Origin of the sequence: Bacillus sp. LBG-1-113, assembly GCF_020708615.1 — a bacterium.
Taxonomy (GTDB): domain Bacteria; phylum Bacillota; class Bacilli; order Bacillales; family Bacillaceae; genus Bacillus; species Bacillus mojavensis.
The window spans coordinates 589,345-612,179 of record NZ_JAJFDG010000001.1; the positions used below are offsets into that span (position 1 = coordinate 589,345).

General features: G+C 45.3%; 23 protein-coding genes. 18 read left to right on the forward strand and 5 right to left on the reverse strand.

The genetic code is table 11. The features are described from left to right. Window positions 1-2: 2 nt before the first annotated feature. Entirely contained in the window at window positions 3-1,421 is a 1,419-nt protein-coding gene (locus tag LJF29_RS03150) for a bifunctional 2-methylcitrate dehydratase/aconitate hydratase (RefSeq protein ID WP_229146915.1), read from the forward strand. Window positions 1,422-1,437: 16 nt separating this feature from the next. Continuing rightward, a complete protein-coding gene (gene prpB / locus LJF29_RS03155) occupies window positions 1,438-2,343 on the forward strand; it encodes a methylisocitrate lyase (RefSeq protein WP_229146917.1) in 906 nt (301 codons plus the stop codon). 35 nt (window positions 2,344-2,378) lie between these two features. On the opposite strand, the gene LJF29_RS03160 is transcribed toward prpB, so the two are convergent. Next, entirely contained in the window at window positions 2,379-2,621 is a 243-nt protein-coding gene (locus LJF29_RS03160; RefSeq protein ID WP_010334868.1) for a DUF2627 domain-containing protein, read from the reverse strand. 151 nt (window positions 2,622-2,772) lie between these two features. Here LJF29_RS03160 and LJF29_RS03165 point away from each other — a divergent pair, with 151 nt between their 5' ends. The 8 genes from LJF29_RS03165 (at window position 2,773) to LJF29_RS03200 (ending at window position 12,828) form a co-directional block, all read left to right on the forward strand. Continuing rightward, a complete protein-coding gene (locus tag LJF29_RS03165; protein ID WP_229146919.1) occupies window positions 2,773-4,851 on the forward strand; it encodes a sigma-54 interaction domain-containing protein in 2,079 nt (692 codons plus the stop codon). A gap of 124 nt (window positions 4,852-4,975) precedes the next feature. Further along, entirely contained in the window at window positions 4,976-5,875 is a 900-nt protein-coding gene (gene yqiS, locus LJF29_RS03170) for a phosphate butyryltransferase (RefSeq protein WP_229146920.1), read from the forward strand. Window positions 5,876-5,886: 11 nt separating this feature from the next. Next, on the forward strand, window positions 5,887-6,981 hold the full coding sequence (gene bcd / locus LJF29_RS03175; protein ID WP_024121987.1) for a branched-chain amino acid dehydrogenase: 1,095 nt from the start codon (window positions 5,887-5,889) through the stop codon (window positions 6,979-6,981). Between the two features lie 23 nt (window positions 6,982-7,004). Then, on the forward strand, window positions 7,005-8,090 hold the full coding sequence (buk, locus tag LJF29_RS03180) for a butyrate kinase (RefSeq protein ID WP_229146922.1): 1,086 nt from the start codon (window positions 7,005-7,007) through the stop codon (window positions 8,088-8,090). A gap of 15 nt (window positions 8,091-8,105) precedes the next feature. After that, entirely contained in the window at window positions 8,106-9,530 is a 1,425-nt protein-coding gene (gene lpdA / locus LJF29_RS03185; RefSeq protein WP_229146923.1) for a dihydrolipoyl dehydrogenase, read from the forward strand. A 21-nt stretch (window positions 9,531-9,551) separates the two neighbouring features. Then, window positions 9,552-10,544 carry a 3-methyl-2-oxobutanoate dehydrogenase subunit alpha gene (bfmBAA, locus tag LJF29_RS03190; RefSeq protein WP_229146925.1) on the forward strand — a complete coding sequence of 331 codons (993 nt, stop codon included), beginning with the start codon at window positions 9,552-9,554 and terminating at the stop codon, window positions 10,542-10,544. Window positions 10,545-10,557: 13 nt separating this feature from the next. Then, on the forward strand, window positions 10,558-11,541 hold the full coding sequence (bfmBAB, locus tag LJF29_RS03195) for a 3-methyl-2-oxobutanoate dehydrogenase subunit beta (protein ID WP_103672249.1): 984 nt from the start codon (window positions 10,558-10,560) through the stop codon (window positions 11,539-11,541). Window positions 11,542-11,562: 21 nt separating this feature from the next. Further along, window positions 11,563-12,828 carry a dihydrolipoamide acetyltransferase family protein gene (locus LJF29_RS03200; RefSeq protein WP_229146926.1) on the forward strand — a complete coding sequence of 422 codons (1,266 nt, stop codon included), beginning with the start codon at window positions 11,563-11,565 and terminating at the stop codon, window positions 12,826-12,828. 62 nt (window positions 12,829-12,890) lie between these two features. Here LJF29_RS03200 and LJF29_RS03205 read toward each other — a convergent pair whose 3' ends face one another. The 3 genes from LJF29_RS03205 to LJF29_RS03215 all read right to left on the reverse strand — a co-directional run bounded on the left by LJF29_RS03205 (window position 12,891) and on the right by LJF29_RS03215 (window position 15,982). Further along, a complete protein-coding gene (locus LJF29_RS03205; protein WP_029441362.1) occupies window positions 12,891-13,727 on the reverse strand; it encodes a MerR family transcriptional regulator in 837 nt (278 codons plus the stop codon). A gap of 69 nt (window positions 13,728-13,796) precedes the next feature. After that, window positions 13,797-14,966: a multidrug efflux MFS transporter Bmr gene (gene bmr / locus LJF29_RS03210; protein ID WP_010334860.1), complete on the reverse strand. Its 1,170-nt coding sequence runs from the start codon at window positions 14,964-14,966 to the stop codon at window positions 13,797-13,799. 122 nt (window positions 14,967-15,088) lie between these two features. After that, complete coding sequence (locus LJF29_RS03215; RefSeq protein WP_229146928.1) at window positions 15,089-15,982, reverse strand: YegS/Rv2252/BmrU family lipid kinase; 894 nt, start codon at window positions 15,980-15,982, stop codon at window positions 15,089-15,091. A 161-nt stretch (window positions 15,983-16,143) separates the two neighbouring features. On the opposite strand from LJF29_RS03215, the gene brxB reads away from it, so the two are divergent. From brxB to LJF29_RS03245, 6 genes are all read left to right on the forward strand, one after another. Then, on the forward strand, window positions 16,144-16,581 hold the full coding sequence (gene brxB / locus LJF29_RS03220; RefSeq protein ID WP_024121978.1) for a bacilliredoxin BrxB: 438 nt from the start codon (window positions 16,144-16,146) through the stop codon (window positions 16,579-16,581). Window positions 16,582-16,847: 266 nt separating this feature from the next. Further along, the gene (gene artP / locus LJF29_RS03225) at window positions 16,848-17,615 is read left to right on the forward strand and encodes an arginine ABC transporter substrate-binding protein ArtP (RefSeq protein WP_010334857.1); all 768 of its coding nucleotides are present in this window, start codon (window positions 16,848-16,850) and stop codon (window positions 17,613-17,615) included. A gap of 80 nt (window positions 17,616-17,695) precedes the next feature. Then, complete coding sequence (gene artQ, locus LJF29_RS03230; RefSeq protein WP_010334856.1) at window positions 17,696-18,355, forward strand: arginine ABC transporter permease ArtQ; 660 nt, start codon at window positions 17,696-17,698, stop codon at window positions 18,353-18,355. Then, entirely contained in the window at window positions 18,348-19,070 is a 723-nt protein-coding gene (gene artR / locus LJF29_RS03235) for an arginine ABC transporter ATP-binding protein ArtR (RefSeq protein ID WP_229146930.1), read from the forward strand. Before artQ ends, artR begins: the two co-directional genes overlap by 8 nt. Window positions 19,071-19,141: 71 nt before the next feature. After that, a complete protein-coding gene (locus tag LJF29_RS03240; RefSeq protein WP_229146932.1) occupies window positions 19,142-20,110 on the forward strand; it encodes an aromatic acid exporter family protein in 969 nt (322 codons plus the stop codon). Window positions 20,111-20,161: 51 nt separating this feature from the next. Next, on the forward strand, window positions 20,162-20,692 hold the full coding sequence (locus LJF29_RS03245; RefSeq protein WP_229146933.1) for a L,D-transpeptidase: 531 nt from the start codon (window positions 20,162-20,164) through the stop codon (window positions 20,690-20,692). Window positions 20,693-20,711: 19 nt separating this feature from the next. On the opposite strand, the gene prli42 is transcribed toward LJF29_RS03245, so the two are convergent. Further along, window positions 20,712-20,804 carry a stressosome-associated protein Prli42 gene (gene prli42 / locus LJF29_RS03250; RefSeq protein WP_003226489.1) on the reverse strand — a complete coding sequence of 31 codons (93 nt, stop codon included), beginning with the start codon at window positions 20,802-20,804 and terminating at the stop codon, window positions 20,712-20,714. A gap of 89 nt (window positions 20,805-20,893) precedes the next feature. On the opposite strand from prli42, the gene mce reads away from it, so the two are divergent. Both mce and LJF29_RS03260 read left to right on the forward strand, forming a co-directional pair. Beyond that, a complete protein-coding gene (mce, locus tag LJF29_RS03255) occupies window positions 20,894-21,316 on the forward strand; it encodes a methylmalonyl-CoA epimerase (protein WP_229146935.1) in 423 nt (140 codons plus the stop codon). Beyond that, window positions 21,309-22,835: an acyl-CoA carboxylase subunit beta gene (locus tag LJF29_RS03260; RefSeq protein WP_229147574.1), complete on the forward strand. Its 1,527-nt coding sequence runs from the start codon at window positions 21,309-21,311 to the stop codon at window positions 22,833-22,835. Before mce ends, LJF29_RS03260 begins: the two co-directional genes overlap by 8 nt.

The window sequence follows — 22,835 nt, forward strand, 5'->3', positions numbered from 1 at the left end:
GAATGTTGAAAACGGATCATGTCATTGAAGAAATAACAGACTATGTGCTTGAGAAAGAGATTACGAGTTCAGAAGCGTTTACAACGGCAGGTCACGTTTTGCTTGATACACTCGGCTGCGGGATTTTAGCGCTCCGTTATCCCGAATGCACCAAGCTGCTCGGCCCGATTGTCCCCGGAACCCATGTGCCAAACGGAAGCAGAGTGCCGGGAACGTCATATGTTCTTGATCCTGTACGGGCAGCATTTAACATAGGGTGTATGATCCGCTGGCTTGATTACAACGATACGTGGCTTGCTGCGGAGTGGGGGCATCCGTCAGATAATTTGGGCGGCATTCTTGCGGCGGCTGATTATGTATCAAGAGTGAGGCTGTCTGAAGGAAAAGAGCCATTAACGGTCCGTGACATCCTTGAAGCGATGATTAAGGCTCACGAAATTCAAGGTGTGCTGGCGTTAGAAAATAGCTTAAACCGAGTCGGTCTTGATCATGTGTTGTTTGTCAAGGTGGCAACGACGGCTGTAGCCGCAAAGCTGCTGAGCGGCGGTAGGGAAGAAATCAATCATGCGCTTTCGAATGCTTGGATTGACAATGCAGCCTTGAGGACATACCGGCATGCACCTAATACAGGCTCGCGCAAATCGTGGGCCGCAGGAGATGCGACCAGCAGGGGCGTTCATCTCGCACTGATGGCGTTAAAAGGCGAAATGGGTTATCCGACAGCTTTGACCGCTCCGGGATGGGGCTTTCAAGACGTATTATTCAATAAGAAAGAGATCAAGCTTGCCCGCCCGCTTGACGCTTATGTCATGGAAAATGTGTTGTTCAAAGTCTCTTATCCTGCGGAATTCCACGCCCAGACAGCGGCAGAGTGTGCCGTCATTCTTCATCCGCAGGTCAAAGACCGTATCGATGAAATTGACCGTGTTGTCATCAGAACGCATGAATCAGCTATTCGCATCATTGATAAAAAAGGCCCTCTGCATAATCCGGCGGATCGCGATCATTGTCTGCAATACATCACAGCGATTGGTTTAATATTCGGTGATATCACTGCACAGCATTATGAGGCAGATACGGCAAGTGATCCAAGAATAGATAGGCTTCGAGAAAAAATGGAAGTAACTGAAAACAAAGCATATACTGAAGATTACCTCAAACCAGATAAACGCTCCATTTCAAATGCCGTTCAGATTCATTTTAAAGACGGAACGAGTACAGAGATGGTTGAATGTGAATTTCCGCTGGGGCATCGTTTTCGAAGAGACGAGGCTGTGCCAAAATTGTTAGAAAAGTTTTCTGCGAATCTCAAAACCCATTTTTCTGAGAAACAGCAAAACCATATTTACAAGAACTGCACCAGTTATGAAACATTGCAAACCATGCGTGTAAACGATTTTGTCGATATGTTCTGTATGTGAAAGGAGGACTCATATCTTGTCTTGGATCGTCAATAAGCAATCGTCACAAGAAGAGCTTGCTGAACGCTTCCGCAAGCTGATGTGTGCGCCGGAAATATTGCAAATTCCCGGTGTTCATGACGGGATGGCCGCCTTGCTTGCGAAGGAGGCCGGTTTTTCTGCCTTATACTTATCGGGTGCGGCTTATACGGCCAGCAGGGGGCTGCCTGATCTCGGAATTGTTACGTCGGCAGAAATGGCCGAACGGGCAAAAGATCTTGTCCGCGCAGCAGACCTGCCTTTGCTCGTTGATATCGATACGGGCTTTGGCGGGGTATTAAACGCTGCCCGCACCGCCCGCGAGATGCTGGAAGCAAGGGTGGCAGCTGTGCAAATAGAGGACCAGCAGCTTCCGAAAAAATGCGGGCATTTGAATGGCAAACAGCTTGTCCCGGCTCAGGAATTGGCGCAAAAAATAAAAGCCATCAAACAAGCGGCGCCATCACTTGTCATTGTTGCCCGTACAGATGCAAGAGCGCAGGAAGGACTTGAATCCGCAATAAAACGCGCTTTGGCATACATTGAGGCGGGAGCGGACGCAATTTTCCCTGAAGCGCTTCAAACGGAAAACGAATTTCGCCAGTTTGCTGAACAGATCCCTGTCCCGCTTCTTGCCAATATGACTGAGTTTGGGAAAACGCCTTATTATCATGCAGATGAATTTGCTGCTATGGGGTTTCAGATGGTGATCTATCCGGTCACCTCGCTCAGAGCTGCGGCAAAGGCTTATGAACGGATGTTTAGCCTGATAAGGGAGCGCGGGTCGCAAAAAGAAGGGCTTGATGATATGCAGACGCGTAAGGAACTGTATGAAACGATTTCTTATTATGATTATGAAGCGCTGGACAAAACGATTGCCAAGACTGTCTTGCCTGATGAATAGTGCGAACAAAAAAGCCGGAGCGCGCTCCGGCTTTTTTACATCTTTTGTTTTCTGAATCGCGGACTGACTTGATTGCGTTTTCTGTCTCTGTACAAGATGAACCCGGCCAGCACATACAGGCCGAAAACAAAAAAGATAAATCCTGATAAACCTTGGAGCCAAAGAGAAGAAAACGGCTTTACCGTATGGCCGAAAAGCATATCTCTCATCAGTTTAATGCCCATAGCAGAGATGGCGCCGGGGAGCACTAAAATCAAAAGCGCAAAAAGTCGGCTCATGTTCAGAAAACCCCTTTATTTTTCATTTCCTTTATTGTCCAGCGGAAAAAATATTTTGTCAAGAGAAGAAAACGTGGTAACATAGGGTTGTGCAAATTATTGCAACGGAAAAAACAGGTATGCAAATTTTTTCATACAAAGGGGTATCGGGATGCAGAAGGTACTGATCGTAGGTGCCGGTAAAAGGGGAACGGCGTTATTACAAATTCTCATTAAAACAGCCATCATAGACATTATTGCCGTGGTTGACAAAAACCCCGAAGCGCCGGGATTAAAAGAAGCAAAACATTATGGAATTGCCGTTTCATCTGATTGGAAACCATACATACAACAAAAGCCGGATATCGTCATTCATACAACGGGTGATCAAGCTGTACTTGACGAACTCCTTCAGGAAAAGCATGAGCAGACCATTGTTATGCCGGGAAAGATGGCTTATATTGTGTTTCAGCTCATGGAAGAAAAACAGCAGCTGATTCAAATGTTAAAAGAACAAACCTACAAACATGACCGGATCTTTAATTCCACTCATGACGGGATGATTTTTATTGATATCAATGAAGAGATCATTCTATTTAATCATATGGCTGAAAAAATGGTGGGGAAAAAACGCGAGGAAGTCATTGGGCGCCCGATCAAAGAAGTCATCCCGAGCACTAAGATGCCTCGGATTTTAAAAACAAGAGAGCCTGAATACAATCAAAAGCAGCTTTTGGGTGAAAATTTGCAAATTGTAACAACCAGGCTGCCGATCATTGATGAAGGCGGACGTCTGCTCGGAGCACTCTGTGTATTTAAGGATATTACAGATGCGGTCGAGCTGGCGGAGGAAGTGACAAATCTAAAACAGGTGCGCACGATGCTGGAGGCGATTATACAATCCTCTGATGAGGCGATTTCTGTCGTTGATGAAAATGGCATTGGCCTGTTGATCAATAAAGCATACACAAAAATGACGGGACTTTCTGAAAAAGAAGTCATCGGCAAGCCGGCGAGCACTGATATTTCTGAAGGAGAAAGCATGCATTTAAAGGTGCTTGAGACAAGACGCCCAGTGCGCGGCGTCAGAATGAAGGTCGGCCCGAATGAAAAAGAGGTCATCGTCAATGTGGCGCCGGTGATTGTGGATGGCATTTTAAAAGGAAGTGTCGGCGTGATCCATGACGTGTCAGAAATTAAAATGCTGACCGCAGAGCTTAACAGGGCCAGACAGATTATCCGCACGCTCGAAGCGAAATATACCTTCGACGACATTATCGGCAAAAGTGAGCAAATGCTGGTTGCGCTTGAGCAGGCGAAGCTCGGAGCGAAAACGCCGGCAACGATTTTGCTGCGCGGAGAATCGGGCACTGGAAAAGAGCTGTTTGCCCATGCCATCCATAACGAAAGCGACAGGAAATACAATAAATTCATCCGCGTAAACTGCGCCGCTCTTTCAGAAAATCTTCTGGAATCGGAACTGTTTGGCTACGAGGAAGGCGCGTTTTCGGGAGCAAAGCGCGGCGGCAAGAAGGGCTTATTTGAAGAAGCCAATAACGGCAGTATTTTCTTAGACGAAATCGGCGAGCTGACGCAAAATATGCAGGCGAAGCTGCTGCGTGTTCTTCAAGAAAAAGAGATCGTCAGAGTGGGAGGCACGAAAGCAATCCCTGTTAATGTGAGAATTATTGCAGCCACAAATGTAAATATCGAAAAAGCAATGGCGGATGGTACGTTCCGTGAAGATCTGTATTACCGTATTAATCGTTATCCCATCTCTATTCCCCCATTGCGTCAGCGGATTGAAGACATTGAAGCACTCAGTGAAAGGCTCATTCAAAAAATTAACCGGGATTACGGCCGGAATGTAAAGGGACTGACGCAGCAGGCTTTGCGGGCATTGTCGGCTTACCATTGGCCGGGGAATGTCCGCGAGCTGGAAAATGTCCTTGGACGAGCAATGATTTTTCTGAAGCCGCACATGGAATGGATTGAAAAAGAGCATTTGCCTGTATTTGAAATAGAACAAAAAGAAAACAGCGCAGAACAGGGAGCCGGTTTTGATTTTCCTGACATCGAAGGCGAAAAGCTGTCTAAGGCCGTTGAAAAATTTGAGGCTCACTTGATTCAGCAAACGCTGGAAAAGCATCATTTTAACCGTACGAAAACAGCGAAAGCTCTCGGCGTCAGCATTCGAAATTTATATTACAAAATGGATAAATACGGCCTTGCAAATGAAGGCATGCAATAATTTGCAGAATAAGCGCAAACGTCTGCACGAATCTTTCTTCGCATCCATCATGACAGCATCGCACCGAGCTGGCATAGAACTTGCATAATAAAAAGCGGAGTCGAGACAAGAAAGGTGGTAACTGATGAAGCTGAAAGATTTGATCGGCAAAGCGTCGATGCACAAAAACAAGACCATTGCGGTTGCTCATGCTGAGGATGAGGAAGTGATCCGGGCTGTGAAACTGGCAGCCGAGCATTTGTCCGTCCGTTTTTTATTAGTGGGCGACAGCAAAAAACTGAACGACTTGACATCATCCATGCAAGGGCATCAAGTGGAAATCATTCATGCCAATACGCCGGAGGAATCAGCGAAGCTAGCGGTTCGCGCTGTTCATCAAAAAACAGCGGATGTCTTAATGAAAGGGAATGTGCCGACGTCTGTTTTGCTTAAAGCGGTATTAAACAAACAGGAAGGCCTGCGGAAATCCCGTGTCCTTTCTCATGTGGCCGTATTTGATATTCCCGGTTTTGAGAGGCTGATGTTTGTGACAGATTCGGCTATGAACATCGCCCCTTCGCTGGAGGAGCTTCAGCAGATTCTTCAAAATGCTGTTCATGTCGCGCGTGCAGTAGGGAACAATATGCCAAAAGCGGCTGCCCTTGCAGCGGTAGAAACGGTAAATCCGAAGATGGAAGCGACGGTCAATGCAGCTGCTCTCGCCCAAATGTACAAAAGAGGGCAGATTAAAGGGTGCATTGTAGATGGTCCGCTTGCCTTAGATAATGCAGTATCGCAAATCGCTGCGGCTCAGAAAAAGATTTCGGGAGACGTAGCGGGCAGCGCCGATATTCTTCTCGTTCCTTCGATTGAAGCGGGAAATATTTTATATAAATCACTGATTTATTTTGCAAAAGCACACGTGGCGGCTGTCATTACGGGAGCCAAAGCGCCGATTGCATTAACGAGCCGAGCGGATTCCGCTGAAAACAAACTGTATTCGATCGCGCTGGCATTATGCGCATCTGAAGAATACACACTTTAGGAGGAACTGATATGGAACTGTTTAAATATATGGAGCAATACGATTATGAGCAATTGGTTTTCTGCCAAGACGAACAATCAGGATTAAAAGCAATTATCGCAATTCATGATACGACGCTGGGACCTGCACTTGGCGGAACGAGAATGTGGACATATGAAAATGAAGAAGCTGCAATTGAGGACGCACTCAGACTTGCAAGAGGCATGACCTATAAAAACGCGGCGGCAGGCTTAAACCTGGGAGGCGGAAAAACGGTCATCATCGGCGATCCGCGCAAGGATAAAAATGAAGAAATGTTCCGTGCGTTTGGCCGCTATATTCAAGGGCTTAACGGCAGATATATTACGGCTGAGGATGTCGGCACAACGGTTGAGGATATGGATATCATTCATGATGAAACAGATTTTGTCACAGGTATTTCCCCTGCATTCGGCTCTTCAGGAAATCCGTCGCCTGTTACGGCTTACGGAGTGTATAAAGGCATGAAGGCTGCCGCTAAAGCTGCATTCGGCACAGACTCTCTTGAAGGAAAAACCATCGCTGTACAGGGTGTTGGCAACGTGGCTTACAATCTATGCCGCCACCTTCATGAAGAAGGAGCAAGCTTAATCGTTACGGATATCAACAAGCAATCAGTTGAACGTGCGGTACAAGATTTTGGTGCACGTGCAGTTGATCCAGAAGATATTTATTCACAAAACTGCGATATTTATGCGCCATGTGCTCTTGGTGCAACCATCAATGACGATACTATTAAGCAGCTGAAAGCAAAAGTGATTGCAGGCGCGGCTAACAATCAGCTGAAAGAAACTCGCCACGGCGATCAAATTCACGAAATGGGCATTGTTTACGCACCGGACTACGTCATCAACGCGGGCGGCGTTATCAATGTGGCGGATGAGCTTTACGGCTATAATGCGGAACGTGCACTGAAAAAGGTTGAGGGCATTTACGCTAATATTGAACGGGTCCTTGACATTTCCCAGCGTGACGGCATTCCGACGTATTTAGCGGCTGACCGCTTGGCTGAAGAGCGAATTGAACGCAATCGCCGCTCAAGAAGCCAGTTTTTGCAGAACGGCCACCATATATTAAGCAGACGCTAAGAAATTGATCTGGAGGTTTTGTAATGCTACATGATGAAAAACGCATTCTCACCATTAATCCAGGCTCAACTTCGACGAAAATCGGTGTTTTTCATAATGAACGCAGTATTTTTGAAAAAACACTGAGACACAACATAGAAGAGCTGCAGCAATTCGACCATATTATTGACCAGTATGAGTTTCGAAAAAAGCATATCCTCGAAACGCTTCATGAACAAGGCATTAATATCTCGAAATTTGATGCTGTCTGTGCCAGAGGCGGTCTTCTCCGCCCGATAGAAGGCGGGACATATGAAGTGAATGACCATATGATAGAGGACTTGAAAAGCGGTTATGCCGGACAGCATGCCTCCAATTTAGGAGGCATTATCGCAAGGGAAATTGCTGACGGTCTCAACATTCCATCTTATATTGTGGATCCTGTTGTAGTTGACGAAATGTCAGAACTCGCTAAAATGTCAGGCATGCCTGAAATTGAACGGAAAAGCATTTTTCATGCTTTAAATCAAAAAGCTGTCGCCCGTAAGGCGGCAGCCTCTCTTGGCAAACGATATGAGCATATGAAAATGATTATTACTCACATGGGCGGCGGCATTACAATAGGGGTGCATGATCGGGGCCGGGTGGTGGATGTCAACAACGGCCTTCACGGAGAGGGGCCGTTCAGTCCTGAACGCGCAGGAACAGTGCCTGCGGGGGATCTCGTCAATTTATGCTTTTCAGGAAAATATACAAAAGAAGAAATGATGAAAAAACTGGTCGGAACCGGCGGGCTCTCCGGTTATCTCGGTACAAATGACGCTGTGAAAGTTGAACAAATGATTCAGGGGGGCGATGAAAAAGCCCGCTTAATTTTTGATGCCATGGCGTATCAGGTAGCGAAGGAAATCGGAGCAGCAAGCGCCGTATTAAAAGGCGAAGTCGAGGCCATTGTTCTGACAGGAGGTCTGGCTTACGGCAAAAGCTTTGTTTCCAGCATCAGCTCATACATAGATTGGATTTCGGACGTTTTAGTTTATCCGGGAGAAAACGAACTGCAATCTCTGGCCCAAGGGGCGCTCAGGGTATTGCAGGGCGAAGAGCAATCCAAACAATATCGCATTGAATAGACAGGAGTGAGTCAGATGGCAACTGAGTATGATGTAGTCATTCTGGGCGGCGGTACAGGCGGTTATGTCGCGGCGATCAGAGCGGCGCAGCTCGGCTTGAAAACAGCCGTTGTAGAAAAAGAAAAGCTTGGCGGAACATGCCTGCATAAAGGCTGTATTCCGAGTAAAGCGCTGCTTAGAAGCGCAGAAGTGTACCGGACAGCCCGTGAAGCCGATCAATTCGGAGTCGAAACGTCCGGCGTGTCCCTCAACTTTGAAAAGGTGCAGCACCGTAAGCAGGCCGTTGTTGATAAGCTTGCAGCGGGCGTGAATCATTTAATGAAAAAAGGAAAAATCGACGTGTACGACGGATATGGGCGCATCCTTGGACCGTCTATTTTCTCTCCGCTGCCGGGAACAATTTCTGTTGAACGGGGAAATGGCGAAGAAAATGACATGCTGATCCCGAAGCAGGTCATTATTGCTACAGGCTCAAGGCCGAGAATGCTTCCGGGTCTGGAAGCGGACGGAGAGTTTGTTTTAACCTCGGATGAAGCACTTCAAATGGAGGAGCTTCCAAAATCGATGATCATCGTCGGCGGAGGAGTTATTGGAATTGAATGGGCGTCGATGCTTCATGACTTTGGCGTAAATGTAACGGTTGTCGAATATGCGGACCGGATATTGCCGACTGAAGACCAGGACATTTCAAAAGAAATGCAAAGCCTTCTTAAGAAAAAAGGAATTCAATTTGTTACAGGAGCTAAAGTGCTGCCTGATACGTTGAAAAAATCATCAGGTGAAATCAGCATACAGGCGGAAAAAGGCGGAGAAACCGTCACTTATACAGCGGAAAAAATGCTTGTTTCCATTGGCAGACAGGCAAATATTGAAGGCATCGGTTTGGAAAACACCGAAGTTGTCACTGAAAATGGCGTCATCTCTGTTAACGGCAGCTGCCAGACGAAAGAATCTCATATTTATGCGATCGGGGATGTCATCGGGGGCCTTCAGCTTGCCCACGTGGCGTCACATGAAGGAATTCTTGCAGTGGAGCATATCGCAGGCCTTAATCCGCACCCGCTTGACCCGGCACTTGTACCGAAGTGCATCTATTCCAGCCCGGAAGCAGCTAGTGTGGGTTTAACGGAAGAAGAGGCAAAGGCGAAGGGATTCGATGTCAAAATAGGAAAGTTCCCATTTATGGCGATCGGAAAAGCACTTGTGTACGGGGAAAGCGATGGTTTCGTAAAAATCATAGCTGATCGTGCCACAGATGATATTCTCGGGGTGCATATGATAGGCCCGCATGTCACCGACATGATATCAGAGGCAGGTCTTGCAAAAGTGCTGGATGCGACGCCGTGGGAGGTCGGGCAAACGATCCACCCGCACCCGACGCTGTCTGAAGCGATTGGAGAAGCAGCGCTTGCTGCAGATGGCAAAGCCATTCATTTTTAAAAGCATAAAGGAGGCGCTTGAATGAGTACAAACCGACATCAAGCATTAGGGCTGACTGATCAGGAAGCCGTTGATATGTATAGAACCATGCTGTTAGCAAGAAAAATCGATGAAAGAATGTGGCTGTTAAACCGCTCTGGTAAAATCCCGTTTGTTATCTCTTGTCAAGGACAGGAAGCAGCACAAGTAGGAGCAGCTTTCGCCCTTGACCGTGAAACGGATTATGTGCTGCCTTACTATAGAGACATGGGTGTCGTGCTCGCGTTTGGCATGACCGCGAAGGACTTAATGATGTCCGGGTTTGCCAAAGCAGCAGATCCAAACTCAGGAGGCCGCCAAATGCCGGGGCATTTCGGTCAAAAGGAAAACCGGATCGTGACGGGGTCTTCTCCGGTAACAACGCAAGTGCCGCATGCGGTCGGCATTGCGCTGGCTGGACGCATGGAGAAAAAAGACATTGCGGCTTTTGTCACATTTGGAGAAGGATCTTCAAACCAAGGCGATTTCCATGAAGGGGCAAACTTTGCCGCTGTTCATAAGCTTCCGGTTATTTTTATGTGTGAAAACAACAAATACGCGATTTCAGTCCCTTACGATAAGCAAGTGGCCTGTGAAAATATTTCAGATCGTGCCGTAGGCTATGGAATGCCTGGTGTGACGGTGAATGGAAACGATCCGCTCGAAGTTTATCAAGCGGTGAAAGAAGCGCGTGAACGGGCGCGCAGAGGAGAAGGCCCTACCTTAATTGAGACGATTTCTTACCGCCTGACACCGCATTCCAGCGATGACGACGACAGCAGCTACAGATGCCGTGAAGAAGTAGAGGAAGCGAAAAAAAGTGATCCCCTGTTTACTTATCAAGCTTACTTACAGGAAATAGGCCTGCTGACTGAAGAGATAGAACAAACCATGCTGGACGAAATCATGGCAATCATAAACGAGGCGACAGATGAAGCGGAGAACGCTCCTTATGCAGCTCCCGAGTCAGCGCTCGATTATGTGTATGCGAAGTAGGGAGGAAGTACAAATGTCAGTAATGTCATATATTGATGCGATCAATTTGGCGATGAAAGAAGAAATGGAACGAGATTCACGTGTCTTCGTTCTTGGGGAAGATGTAGGGAAAAAAGGCGGTGTATTTAAAGCCACAGCCGGCCTGTACGAACAATTTGGAGAAGAGCGTGTCATGGATACGCCGCTTGCTGAATCGGCGATCGCCGGAGTCGGTATCGGAGCGGCTATGTACGGCATGAGGCCGATTGCTGAAATGCAGTTTGCAGATTTTATTATGCCGGCGGTAAACCAGATTATCTCCGAGGCTGCTAAAATCCGTTACCGCAGCAACAATGACTGGAGCTGCCCGATCGTTGTCAGAGCGCCGTACGGTGGCGGCGTGCACGGAGCGCTTTATCATTCTCAATCAGTCGAAGCAATTTTTGCCAATCAGCCCGGACTGAAAATTGTGATGCCTTCAACGCCATATGACGCGAAAGGACTCTTAAAAGCCGCAGTTCGTGATGAAGATCCGGTGCTGTTTTTTGAGCATAAACGCGCGTACCGTCTGATCAAAGGAGAGGTACCGGCAGATGATTATGTACTTCCTATCGGCAAGGCTGATGTAAAAAGGGAAGGCGACGACATCACGGTGATCACATACGGGCTTTGTGTCCACTTTGCTTTACAGGCTGCAGAACGTCTCGAAAAAGACGGCATTTCTGTACATGTGGTGGATTTAAGAACGGTATACCCGCTTGATCAAGAAGCGATCATCGAAGCCGCATCCAAAACCGGAAAGGTCCTTTTGGTCACAGAAGATACAAAAGAGGGCAGTATCATGAGTGAGGTGGCTGCCATTATATCCGAGCATTGTCTGTTCGACTTAGACGCGCCGATCAAACGGCTTGCAGGTCCTGATATTCCGGCTATGCCTTATGCGCCGACAATGGAAAAATACTTTATGGTCAACCCTGATAAAGTAGAAGCGGCGATGAGAGAATTAGCGGAGTTTTAAAGACGTAAGGAGGATACGATCATGGCAATAGAACAAATGACGATGCCGCAGCTTGGCGAAAGCGTAACGGAGGGCACGATCAGCAAATGGCTCATCGCCCCTGGAGATAAAGTGAACAAATACGATCCGATTGCAGAAGTCATGACAGATAAGGTAAACGCAGAGGTTCCGTCCTCTTTTACCGGTACAATAACAGAGCTTGTGGGAGAAGAAGGCCAGACCCTGCAAGTCGGAGAAATTATTTGCAAAATCGAAACAGAAGGCGCAAAGCCGGCTGAACAAAAACAAGATCAGACCGAAGCGCCAACTGCCGGGCAAGCAGCTCCTGAAAGCCGCACCGAAGCAGCCAGTCAGGCCAATAAAAAACGTTTGTCTCCAGCCGTACTTCGTTTGGCCGGAGAGCATGGCATTGACCTTGAGCAAGTGACAGGAACGGGAGCCGGCGGAAGGATCACGAGAAAAGATATTCAACGTATCATTGATTCAGGCGGCGTTTCAGAACAGACTGAAGAGCCAAAAGCAGCAGCTCCTGCACCAGTGCAAAAACAGGAGACGAAAGAAGACGTTTCTCATCCTGTTTCAGCAGCCGGAGATAAAGAAATTCCTGTCACAGCTGTTAGAAAAGCGATCGCTTCAAATATGAAACGAAGCAAAACAGAAATTCCTCACGCTTGGACGATGATGGAAGTCGATGTCACAAACATGGTGGCATACCGAAACAGTATAAAAGATTCCTTCAAGAAAACAGAAGGCTTTAATTTAACTTTTTTCGCCTTTTTCGTAAAAGCGGTCGCTCAGGCGTTAAAAGAATTCCCGCAAATGAACAGCATGTGGGCGGGGGACAAAATCATTCAGAAAAAAGATATCAACATTTCAATCGCGGTTGCCACGGAAGATTCTTTATTTGTTCCGGTGATCAAAAACGCTGATGAAAAAACGATTAAAGGCATTGCGAGAGAAATTACCGACCTTGCCAAAAAGGTAAGAGACGGAAAACTGTCAGCAGACGATATGCAGGGAGGAACGTTTACCGTCAACAATACAGGTTCGTTCGGATCTGTTCAGTCGATGGGAATCATCAATTATCCTCAGGCTGCAATTCTTCAAGTGGAATCGATCGTCAAACGCCCGGTTGTCATGGATCATGGCATGATTGCTGTCAGAGATATGGTCAATCTGTGCCTGTCTTTAGATCACAGAGTGCTTGATGGCCTCGTGTGTGGAAGATTCCTGACACGTGTCAAAGAAATTTTAGAATCGATAGATGAGAAAACATCTGTCTACTAAAACAAACAGAAAGAGCATTTTTTGAACGATACCTTCAAAAAATGCTCTTTTTCTATGTACCATTATTCTGCGATTCGGATTTTCATTTCAACCCGATATTCTTCTTGTTTTTTCGGAGAATAATGAATCGGTATGATTAACTCGTAAACATCACTGATAACCGTTAATTGACGGTCCGTGATATACTTGATCAGCTTTTGTAAGTTGAGAAAATAATGCTCTGGCGAGAAATTATAAGCGATACAAACATATTTGCCTTTTGGTATTGTTGTGATTTCCATATCCGGCGTAATCGCAGAAATTTGTTTATTCGTTAAGACAGGCGTGAAAATATGACGGTAAGTCATTTCATCAATGTTGTTGTACGGCTGAAACGAGAAAGTAGCACCGTAGCTATTGTTCGAAAAGCCATCGGCTGATTCGATAAATGTTTTTAGTTTGCTGTATGAGGCGTTGAGCACGTTTTCAGGCCCGATTCCCTCTGCCTCTGTCTGTATAATCCGTGTTTCTTCCTCATCTAGCACAAACACCTCACCGAGCGCAGGATATTCCATCTGCCGTTTCATTCGCTTTTTCACCAGAGAAATGGTCTGCTCCAATGTTGATAAAAAATCTAATTTCTCTCTGATTTGCTTTTCCTGCTCTGTATAAAAAGCAAACAGTTCCTCCATCTCTAATTCCTGTGCCTTTTTCATCTCTTCTAAAGGTGTGCCAATATATTTTAATGATTTGATCAAATCAAGATGATAGAGCTGGGAGTCTGTATAATAGCGATAGTTCGTATCCGGATCGACGTAGGCGGGTTTGAATAAATCAATCTTATCGTAGTAACGAAGCGCTTTAATCGACACATTTGCCAGTTTTGAAACTTCTCCAATTGAATAAAACGAGTCCTTCATGCCATCCCCCCTTATGATCAGTATAATGAAAAAGCGCATCCTTTGCAGTACACAAAGAATACGCTACTTTTACATGCTGGCTTTTATATGGGCAGGGGCTTTCCAGACAATGGTCAGCGCAATGCCTATGGCTAAAGCTCCTGTTGCAAAATAGAATGGATAGTTTAAGTCAATATCGAATAGCATTCCCCCGATGATGGGGCCGAATACATTGCCGATGCTGGTAAACATTGAATTCATACCGCCAGCAAATCCCTGTTCATTTCCCGCAATTTTTGACAGATAGGTTGTTACCGCCGGGCGCATAAGATCAAATCCGACAAATACGGTGAAGGTAACTAATAAAATCGCAGCATATGAATTTACGATGGTCAGCAAAAACACAAGACTTGTTGAGAGAATTAAGCTGTAGCGGATTAAACGGATTTCCCCAAACCACCTTGTGAAGCGGTCGAATAAGACGACTTGCGTGATGGCTCCGACAATTGCTCCCCCAGTAATCAAAATGGCAATGTCACTGGCCGTAAATCCGAATTTATGATCAACGAATAACGCAAATAAAGATTCAAACGATGCTAACCCAAAAGACGATATTAAAATGATGAGAAAAGCAATGAAATACATAGGTGCAAAAATCCGTTTGAATCCTGTTTTTTGCCCCTCTATTTTCTCATTCTCAGGATTTCGCTCCGGTTCCCGTAGCGTTAGCATCGATAAAATTGCTGCTATTAACGCAAAGGCTGCCGCAAAGTAGAAAGGCAGACGGGAATGGATTTCCGCTAAAAATCCGCCTATGCCGGGACCGATAATAAAACCTGTCGAAATAGCGGCTGACATATAGCCGAGCGCTTTCGGCCGTGTTTTAACAGTAGTGATATCGGCGATAAAAGCCGTGACTCCGGGCATAATGAAGGCAGCACTGATACCGCCAAGCATACGGGATATAAATAAAATGTCAACTGTTTTTCCGATGCCGAATAAAAACTCCGAAACACTAAAAAACAATAGACCAATCACGATCATAATTTTACGTCCAAAGCGGTCAACCCAGCGTCCGGCGATTGGTGAAACAATAAGCTGTGTAACAGCGAAACATGCAACCATATAGCCGACTGCGGTACCGGATAAATGCAATTCATTCATAATCGCGGGCGTTACCGGGATCACAAGCCCGATCCCTAAAAAAGCAATGAATAAATTGGTTAATAATATAGCTAATGTGATGTTCTGTTTCTTCATGTAACTTCCCCTTTTTACGAAAGTGTATCCCTTATACTGTAAGACCTCCTCTTAGGGGAGAGTCAACGGATTTCTTTCTATGAAGCTGTTCGCTCTTTATAAAGTCCTTTACCAGCGGACAGTTATTCATTGCGGGGAATAAGCATGTCAATGTGCTGCGGAAGGACTTGAATCACAGCGGGTGTATGTGTATACACTTCTCCATCTGTATCAGCCTTTTTGACGGTGTCTGTTTCAATTTCGACGCGAGAGGCCTGAACATAGGACAGCTCTCCGGTGAGCCGCTCTATTGAACCCTGTTCCATATTCATTAGCTCGCGCAAAGCGGAGAGGTTGGTGCTGCGGCAAATGAGGATATCGAGTAATCCGTCACTTATACTGGCATCCGGCAGGGGAATTCGATTCGTTCCAATGTATTGCCCGTTCATGACAAGCAGCATAACGGCTTCATCTTTTATCTCTTGCCCATCGATTGTCAATGAAATAGGAAAGGACTCAGCGGATGAGACGGTACGTAACGCGCTTGTAAAATAGCTGATTTTTCCTAATAACGCTTTTTCCGTTTCGTTGATTTGATTCGATGTTTCTGCGATCAGGCCGATCCCCCAGAAATTTAAAAAATAACGATCGTTCATCTGGCATACATCAACCTTGGATTTTTTTCCTGAGACGAGTGCTTCGGCTGCCTTTGCAAGATGTTGAGGAATGCCCAGCACTCTTGAAAAGTCATTGCACGTTCCGCCGGGCAAAATACCGATAGACGGCTTTCTTTCTAAAGAACTGATGCCATTGATGCATTGATGAACTGTACCGTCGCCGCCGAGAATAAAGACAGTCTCGACAGAATCATCTATCGAACGGCAAAAATGATAAGCATCGTCTTTTTTCTTTGTCTGTTTAATGATGACCTCATCTAACGATTGTGATAAAACTGGCACAACAGCTCCTAATGCTTTTTCTATATTTTTGTTGCCGGCGTTTCCGTTATGAATAAGTAAAGCTTTCCGGTGGCTCATACAAAACTGCTCCTTTATTTATACATCTGATTATATAATTCCCTTATCTTGTAAGGAGTAAACGAAAAGCAAAAAATCCTCCGATATAAGCGGTGGCATTTGCCGATAAGGCGGTTTCCTTGCTATCATAAGAACAGATGATGAAAAAGGAGAGGTCTTCATTGAACATGGACTTTAATTTATTTATGAATGATGTTGTCCGCCAAGCGAGACAAGAAATTACGGCTGCAGGATATACCGAACTGAAAACAGCTGAAGAGGTGGACGAGGCACTTACGAAAAAAGGAACGACGCTTGTCATGGTCAACTCTGTCTGCGGATGCGCGGGCGGGATTGCAAGACCGGCTGCATACCATTCCGTTCATTATGACAAAAGACCTGACCAGCTCGTGACTGTGTTTGCGGGACAGGATAAAGAAGCGACGGCAAGAGCACGCGAATATTTCGAAGGATACCCGCCATCTTCTCCGTCATTTGCTATTCTAAAAGACGGAAAGATTATGAAAATGGTCGAGCGTCATGAAATTGAAGGCCATGAGCCGATGGCAGTTGTCTCAAAACTGCAGGAAGCCTTCGAGGAATATTGCGAAGAAGTATAAGATAAAACCCCGGATGCCCGAGCGGCACGGGGTTTTTTTGTGCATAAAATTCCAAGTCATGATGAATAAATATTAGAGTTTATTCAATGGATGCGCTATAAAAGATGTCCTTTTGCCTAGTGATAGGAGAAGATATTGCTGGAAAAATAAGCTTCGAGATAATTTTTAAAAATAGTATTGCATAAAAATAAGAAAGTGTTTAAAATACAAATTAACGAATAAATATTCAAATATGATAAAAGTAATGAATATGGGGGAAATGGATCATGAAAAAATGGCTCTTATTACTGGTAGCTGCGTGCATCACCTTTGCATTATCTGCTTGCGGCTCAAGCAATTCAGGTTCAGAAAGCGGGAAGAAAAAGATAATTATGGGAACTTCGGCGGATTACAAACCGTTTGAATATAAAGATGGCGATAACATTGTCGGTTTTGATGTAGATTTGGCAAAGGCCCTTGCAAAGAAAACCGGCTACGAAATTGAAGTGCAGGATATGGACTTCAACAGCTTAATTACAGCACTGAAATCAAAACAGGTTGATTTGGTTTTGTCAGGAATGACACCGACGCCTGATCGTAAAAAACAAGTTGATTTTTCTGATGTATATTACACAGCGAATCATATGATTGTCAGCAAAAAAGACAGCGGCATTAAGTCTTTAAAAGATCTGAAAGGAAAAACAGTCGGCGTTCAGCTTGGCTCCATTCAAGAAGAGAAGGGGAAAGAGCTTTCACCGGAATATAATTTTAAAACTGAAGACCGCAACAGAATTTCTGATTTGGTGCAGGAAATCAAATCGGACCGTTTTGACGCTGCGATTATCGAAGATATGGTGGCAGAAGGGTATTTCAAATCAAATGATGACCTGCAGGGCTTCGTAATTCCTGATGCGAAAGCGGAGGAAGCCGGTTCAGCGATTGCTTTCAGAAAAGACAGTGAACTGACGGACAAATTCAATAAAGCCCTCAAAGAAATGCAAGATAATGGAGAGCTCGATAAATTGAAGAAAAAGTGGTTCACTGGCGAGAAGTAAAAAAAGCGGCTCAACTTTTTCGTTGAGCCTTTTTATTGAATAGGAAATTTTTTTTCCTGTAAGAAAAGGAGACAAAGGCTATGAATTTGGATTTTTCAGCAACGATCCCCCAAATTCCTTTTATATTAGAAGGCTTAGCAATTACATTAAAAATTGTTGTGGTATCTGCTATTATCGGACTTATATTAGGGATTGTGCTAAGCTTATGCAAGATCAGCACGTTCCGCCCGCTGATCTGGCTTGCTGATTTTTACACATCAGTTTTTCGCGGCACGCCTTTAGTGCTGCAGCTTATGATTGTTTATTTCGGGCTCCCGCAGCTGCTCGGCTTTCAAATTGACCAGTTTTGGGCGGCGGTTGTCGCATTGTCACTGAATTCCGCTGCTTATGTATCGGAAATTATCAGAGCGGGAATCAATGCCATTGATAAAGGACAAAAAGAGGCTGCTGTCGCACTGGGTGTTCCGTACGGCAAAATGATGAAGGATCTGCTTTTGCCGCAGGCCTTCAAAAATATATCACCTGCCATTGTAAATGAATTAATTACGTTAACAAAAGAATCGGCGATTGTTACCGTTATTGGTCTTGGCGATGTCATGAGACGCGCGTATCAAGCGGGCGCCGCCACGTACAATTACCTTGAGCCGCTGATTATCGCCGGATTGATTTATTATGTGCTTGTCCTTATTTTAACGTTTATCGGCAAGGCTGTAGAAAGGAAGCTGAAATCCAATGATTAAGGTTGAAAAGCTGTCAAAATCATTTGGGAAACAAGAAGTATTAAAAAACATTTCAACAAACATCGCTGAAGGTGAGGTTGTTGCCGTCATCGGCCCTTCAGGTTCAGGCAAATCCACATTTCTTCGCTGTTTGAATCTTTTGGAGAAGCCTAACGGCGGAACCATCACAATAAAAGACAAAGAGATTACGCAGCTGAAAACCAATACATTAAAGGTGCGGGAAAACATTGGAATGGTATTTCAGCATTTTCATCTTTTTCCGCACAAAACGGTTCTCGAAAATATCATGTATGCGCCTGTAAATGTCAAGAAAGAATCAAAGCAGACTGCACAGGAAAAAGCCGAGGAACTGCTGCGTAAAGTCGGGTTGTTTGAAAAGCGAAATGACTATCCAAACCGTTTATCAGGCGGACAAAAGCAGCGTGTTGCCATCGCCCGTGCTTTGGCAATGAATCCGGAAATCATGCTGTTCGACGAGCCGACATCCGCGCTTGACCCTGAAATGGTCAAAGAAGTGCTCCAGGTCATGAAAGAACTGGTTATAACCGGGATGACTATGGTGATCGTTACTCACGAAATGGGCTTTGCAAAAGAAGTGGCCGACCGCGTGTTATTTATGGATGAAGGGATGATTGTCGAGGACGGCAATCCGAAAGAATTTTTTCTTTCGCCAAAATCCAAAAGAGCGCAGGACTTTTTAGAAAAAATATTATAGAATATAGGGAAAAAGAAGAAGGCTTGTGCTTCTTCTTTTTTGTTGAAGAAACAAATAGAATGGAGTCCGACATGTTTAAAATTGGTTACCGCACAATAAAGACCGCACTTGGAACAGCTTTGGCTATTTATATAAGCCAGCTTTTACATCTGCAAAACTTCGCATCAGCAGGAATCATCACCATTTTGTGCATACAAATCACACAAAAACGGTCGCTTCAAGCGTCATGGGCCCGATTTGCAGCATGCTGTCTGGCAATTCTCTTTTCCTATCTCTTTTTCGAACTGATTGGCTATGATCCGTTTGTCATTGGATTGCTTTTGCTGATTTTCATCCCGACAACTGTTGTTTTAAAAATAAACGAAGGGATCGTCACCAGCTCAGTTATTATCCTTCATCTGTATATGTCCGGCGGCATTACGCCCCAATTCATCTGGAATGAAGTCCAGTTAATTACGGTCGGAATCGGCGTTGCTCTTTTAATGAATCTGTATATGCCGAGCCTTGACCGGAAGCTAATCGCCTATCGAAAAAAGATAGAGGACAATTTTGCTGTCATTTTCGCAGAAATCGAACGGTATTTGTTAACTGGTGAGCAAGATTGGACAGGAAAAGAAATTCCGGAAACACACCAGTTAATCACTGAAGCCAAAAACCTGGCGTATCGAGATGTACAAAACCACATTCTGCGCCACGAAAATCAGCACTATCATTATTTTAAAATGAGAGAAAAACAATTTGAAATCATCGAGCGCCTTCTCCCTAAAGTGACATCGATTTCCATTACGGTGGATCAGGGAAAAATGATTGCCGAATTTCTTTGTGATCTGCGGGAAGCAATCCACCCGGGAAATACAGCCTACAAGTTTTTGAAAAGACTTGCTGATATGAGAAAAGAATTCGAGGAGATGCCGCTTCCTGCGACGAGAGAAGAATTTGAAGCAAGAGCCGCACTTTTTCATCTTCTGGGGGAAATGGAGCAATATTTGGTAATCAAAAGTTATTTCAAAGGAATCAAAGCAGAAAAATCGCTCTCTTAACTCGCATGAGCTCATCCTACATTGGTCAACCTAATGGAAAAGGAGGAGCTTATGCGTTTTTTCTTATGTTCAATAATGATGTTTATTTCTCCGATATGGCCTCTTGGCGAAAATCCGCTTCCAGGTGACCCGTATGTCATCGTCAACAAGAAAACAAATGAGCTTGCTCTCATCATCGACAACAAAATTGAAGGCGTTTATCGTGTGGCAACCGGAAAGTCGGATGATTTGACGCCTGAGGGAGAATTTTCGATTACAGTAAAAGCGGTGAATCCTTATTACAGAAAGAAAAATATTGAAGGCGGAGCTTCTGAGAACCCGCTTGGGGCAAGGTGGATTGGGTTTGATGCGAGAGGGACAGACGGCCGGATCTACGGAATTCATGGGACAAACCGGGAAGAATCTATCGGTCAATTTGTATCTAACGGCTGTATACGTATGCATAACGCTGACGTTGTTCATCTGTTTCAAGAGATTCCGGTGGGGACGAGAGTGCTGATCACGAAAGACTCCCGGTCTTTTGAGGAGATAGCCATTGAGCATAAAGCCCTGATAAAAAAGCAGGTTGTTCCCGTTCAATAGGCCGCCTGCTTTTTTATCATTATAAAAACATAACGATTCCTGAGAGCACTGTTGAAAGAATAAAAACTCCCAAAATCACGATTAAGACGCTTTTCATCAGTTTTTGAGACATGGTTTCACTCCTTAGACAATCTGATTATATTTTAACGTGTTTTTTATGGGCGGACAAGCGATATCTATTGCCGGAAAGCAGGGATGAAAATGACCGGACTTGACCATATTGGAATTGCCGTTTATTCCATAAACAAGGCCAGAGCTTTTTATGAAGGTGTATTGGGATTAACGTTTCTTCATCAAGAAACGGTTGAAGAGCAAAAGGCGACCATTGCTCTTTTCCAAGCGGGAGGCGTTTATTTGGAGCTGATTGAGCCGTTAACGCCTGACAGCCCTGTCCGTACATTTTTAGATAAAAAAGGAGAGGGGCTGCACCATGTTGCGTTTCTATGCAGCGGCTTAACAGATCAGCTTCAAGCATTATCAAACCGGCAAATTGATGTAATAGACAGGCAGCCGAGACAGGGAGCAAACGGGAAACAGATCGCGTTTATTTCTCCGCGGGAAACAAATGGCGTGCTTGTCGAGCTCTGTGAACTGAAAGGAGATCAAGACATTGAATATGAATGAGCATATCGGTCATCTATACAACAGGCGCAGGCAGGCAGAAGAAGGCGGGGGACATGCAAAGCAAGCTGAACAGCGGAAAAAGGGAAAGCTCACAGCGCGGGAAAGAATCGCCTATCTCTTGGATGAGGATAGTTTTATCGAATTATATCCCTTCATGGAGAGCCGAAGCTTAACAAGGGAGCAACGTATATTGGGAGATGGAGTCGTGACGGGCTACGGTACGATTGACGGCCGCTCTGTATATGTGTTTGCGCAGGATTTTACCGTATTCGGCGGGGCGCTTGGCGAAACCCATGCGAAAAAGATTACCTCTCTTATGGATCTTGCAGCAAAAAATAAAGCCCCGATTATCGGGCTGAACGACTCAGGTGGTGCGAGAATTCAAGAGGGTGTGGTATCATTAGATGGATACGGTCACATATTTTACCGAAACGTCTTATATTCCGGAGTCATTCCGCAAATCTCGGTTATATTAGGGCCGTGTGCTGGAGGCGCTGTGTACTCTCCGGCACTTACTGATTTTATTTTTATGGCAGAACAGACGGGCCGAATGTTTATTACCGGTCCAAAGGTCATTGAAAAAGTAACAGGAGAACAGGTTGACGCGGAGAGCTTAGGAGGAGCGGGAATACATAATGCCGTCAGCGGAAATGCCCACTTTTCCGGAAAAACGGAAGAGGAGGTTCTGGCAGGAGTGAAAATGCTGCTGTCTTATTTGCCGCTCGACAAACAAATATCACCGCCGCCTTCATCTGTGGATGAGGCCTCCAGCTCGTTAATAAACCGCCTCGTGCCGGCTGACAGCACAAAGCCATATGATGTTCGGGCGGTGATTCAGGAATTGGCTGATCCACAGTCTTTTTTTGAGATTCAGCCGTATTTTGCGAAAAATATCGTCATCGGATTTGCAAAGCTCGGCAAAAAAACGATCGGAATTGTGGCAAACCAGCCGAAACATTTAGCAGGGAGCCTGACGATTGACGCGGCTGATAAAGCAGCGAGATTTATCCGGTTTTGTGACGCCTTTGACATCCCGCTGTTAACTGTCGAAGATGTACCGGGGTTTTTGCCCGGCATTCAGCAGGAGCATAACGGCATTATCAGGCACGGAGCCAAATTGCTGTTTGCTTATGCAGAAGCGACGGTTCCCAAAGTAACGCTCATCATCAGAAAAGCGTATGGCGGGTCGTATGTCGCCATGAACAGCAAATCCATCGGAGCGGATCTCGTGTTTGCTTGGCCAAATGCCGAAATCGCAGTGATGGGTGCTGAGGGGGCGGCATCTATTTTGTATGATAAAGATATTGAAGCGTCAGCTGACCCGCAAAAGACAAAACGCGAAAAAACAGCTGAATACAAAAAACAAAACGCCAGCCCTTACAAAGCGGCGGCATGCGGAATGGTCGATGACATCATTTTGCCGGAAGAATCAAGGAAAAGACTCATCCAAGCTTTTCACATGCTTGCACATAAGACAGAAGAGAGACCGAAAAAAAAGCACGGTAACATACCGCTTTAA

Bases quoted from the DNA above. Each gene is read 5' to 3' on its own strand.
- LJF29_RS03205 (WP_029441362.1), bottom strand. From the start codon at position 13,727: ATGAAGGACTCGTTTTATTCAATTGGAGAAGTTTCAAAACTGGCAAAT.
- artR (WP_229146930.1), top strand. From the start codon at position 18,348: ATGATTAAGGTTGAAAAGCTGTCAAAATCATTTGGGAAACAAGAAGTA.
- bfmBAB (WP_103672249.1), top strand. From the start codon at position 10,558: ATGTCAGTAATGTCATATATTGATGCGATCAATTTGGCGATGAAAGAA.
- LJF29_RS03240 (WP_229146932.1), top strand. From the start codon at position 19,142: ATGTTTAAAATTGGTTACCGCACAATAAAGACCGCACTTGGAACAGCT.
- LJF29_RS03260 (WP_229147574.1), top strand. From the start codon at position 21,309: ATGAATGAGCATATCGGTCATCTATACAACAGGCGCAGGCAGGCAGAA.
- prli42 (WP_003226489.1), bottom strand. From the start codon at position 20,804: ATGTCTCAAAAACTGATGAAAAGCGTCTTAATCGTGATTTTGGGAGTT.
- yqiS (WP_229146920.1), top strand. From the start codon at position 4,976: ATGAAGCTGAAAGATTTGATCGGCAAAGCGTCGATGCACAAAAACAAG.
- LJF29_RS03200 (WP_229146926.1), top strand. From the start codon at position 11,563: ATGGCAATAGAACAAATGACGATGCCGCAGCTTGGCGAAAGCGTAACG.
- buk (WP_229146922.1), top strand. From the start codon at position 7,005: ATGCTACATGATGAAAAACGCATTCTCACCATTAATCCAGGCTCAACT.
- LJF29_RS03215 (WP_229146928.1), bottom strand. From the start codon at position 15,982: ATGAGCCACCGGAAAGCTTTACTTATTCATAACGGAAACGCCGGCAAC.
- bfmBAA (WP_229146925.1), top strand. From the start codon at position 9,552: ATGAGTACAAACCGACATCAAGCATTAGGGCTGACTGATCAGGAAGCC.
- artQ (WP_010334856.1), top strand. From the start codon at position 17,696: ATGAATTTGGATTTTTCAGCAACGATCCCCCAAATTCCTTTTATATTA.
- mce (WP_229146935.1), top strand. From the start codon at position 20,894: ATGACCGGACTTGACCATATTGGAATTGCCGTTTATTCCATAAACAAG.
- LJF29_RS03160 (WP_010334868.1), bottom strand. From the start codon at position 2,621: ATGAGCCGACTTTTTGCGCTTTTGATTTTAGTGCTCCCCGGCGCCATC.
- bcd (WP_024121987.1), top strand. From the start codon at position 5,887: ATGGAACTGTTTAAATATATGGAGCAATACGATTATGAGCAATTGGTT.
- lpdA (WP_229146923.1), top strand. From the start codon at position 8,106: ATGGCAACTGAGTATGATGTAGTCATTCTGGGCGGCGGTACAGGCGGT.
- artP (WP_010334857.1), top strand. From the start codon at position 16,848: ATGAAAAAATGGCTCTTATTACTGGTAGCTGCGTGCATCACCTTTGCA.
- bmr (WP_010334860.1), bottom strand. From the start codon at position 14,966: ATGAAGAAACAGAACATCACATTAGCTATATTATTAACCAATTTATTC.
- LJF29_RS03245 (WP_229146933.1), top strand. From the start codon at position 20,162: ATGCGTTTTTTCTTATGTTCAATAATGATGTTTATTTCTCCGATATGG.
- LJF29_RS03165 (WP_229146919.1), top strand. From the start codon at position 2,773: ATGCAGAAGGTACTGATCGTAGGTGCCGGTAAAAGGGGAACGGCGTTA.
- LJF29_RS03150 (WP_229146915.1), top strand. From the start codon at position 3: ATGTTGAAAACGGATCATGTCATTGAAGAAATAACAGACTATGTGCTT.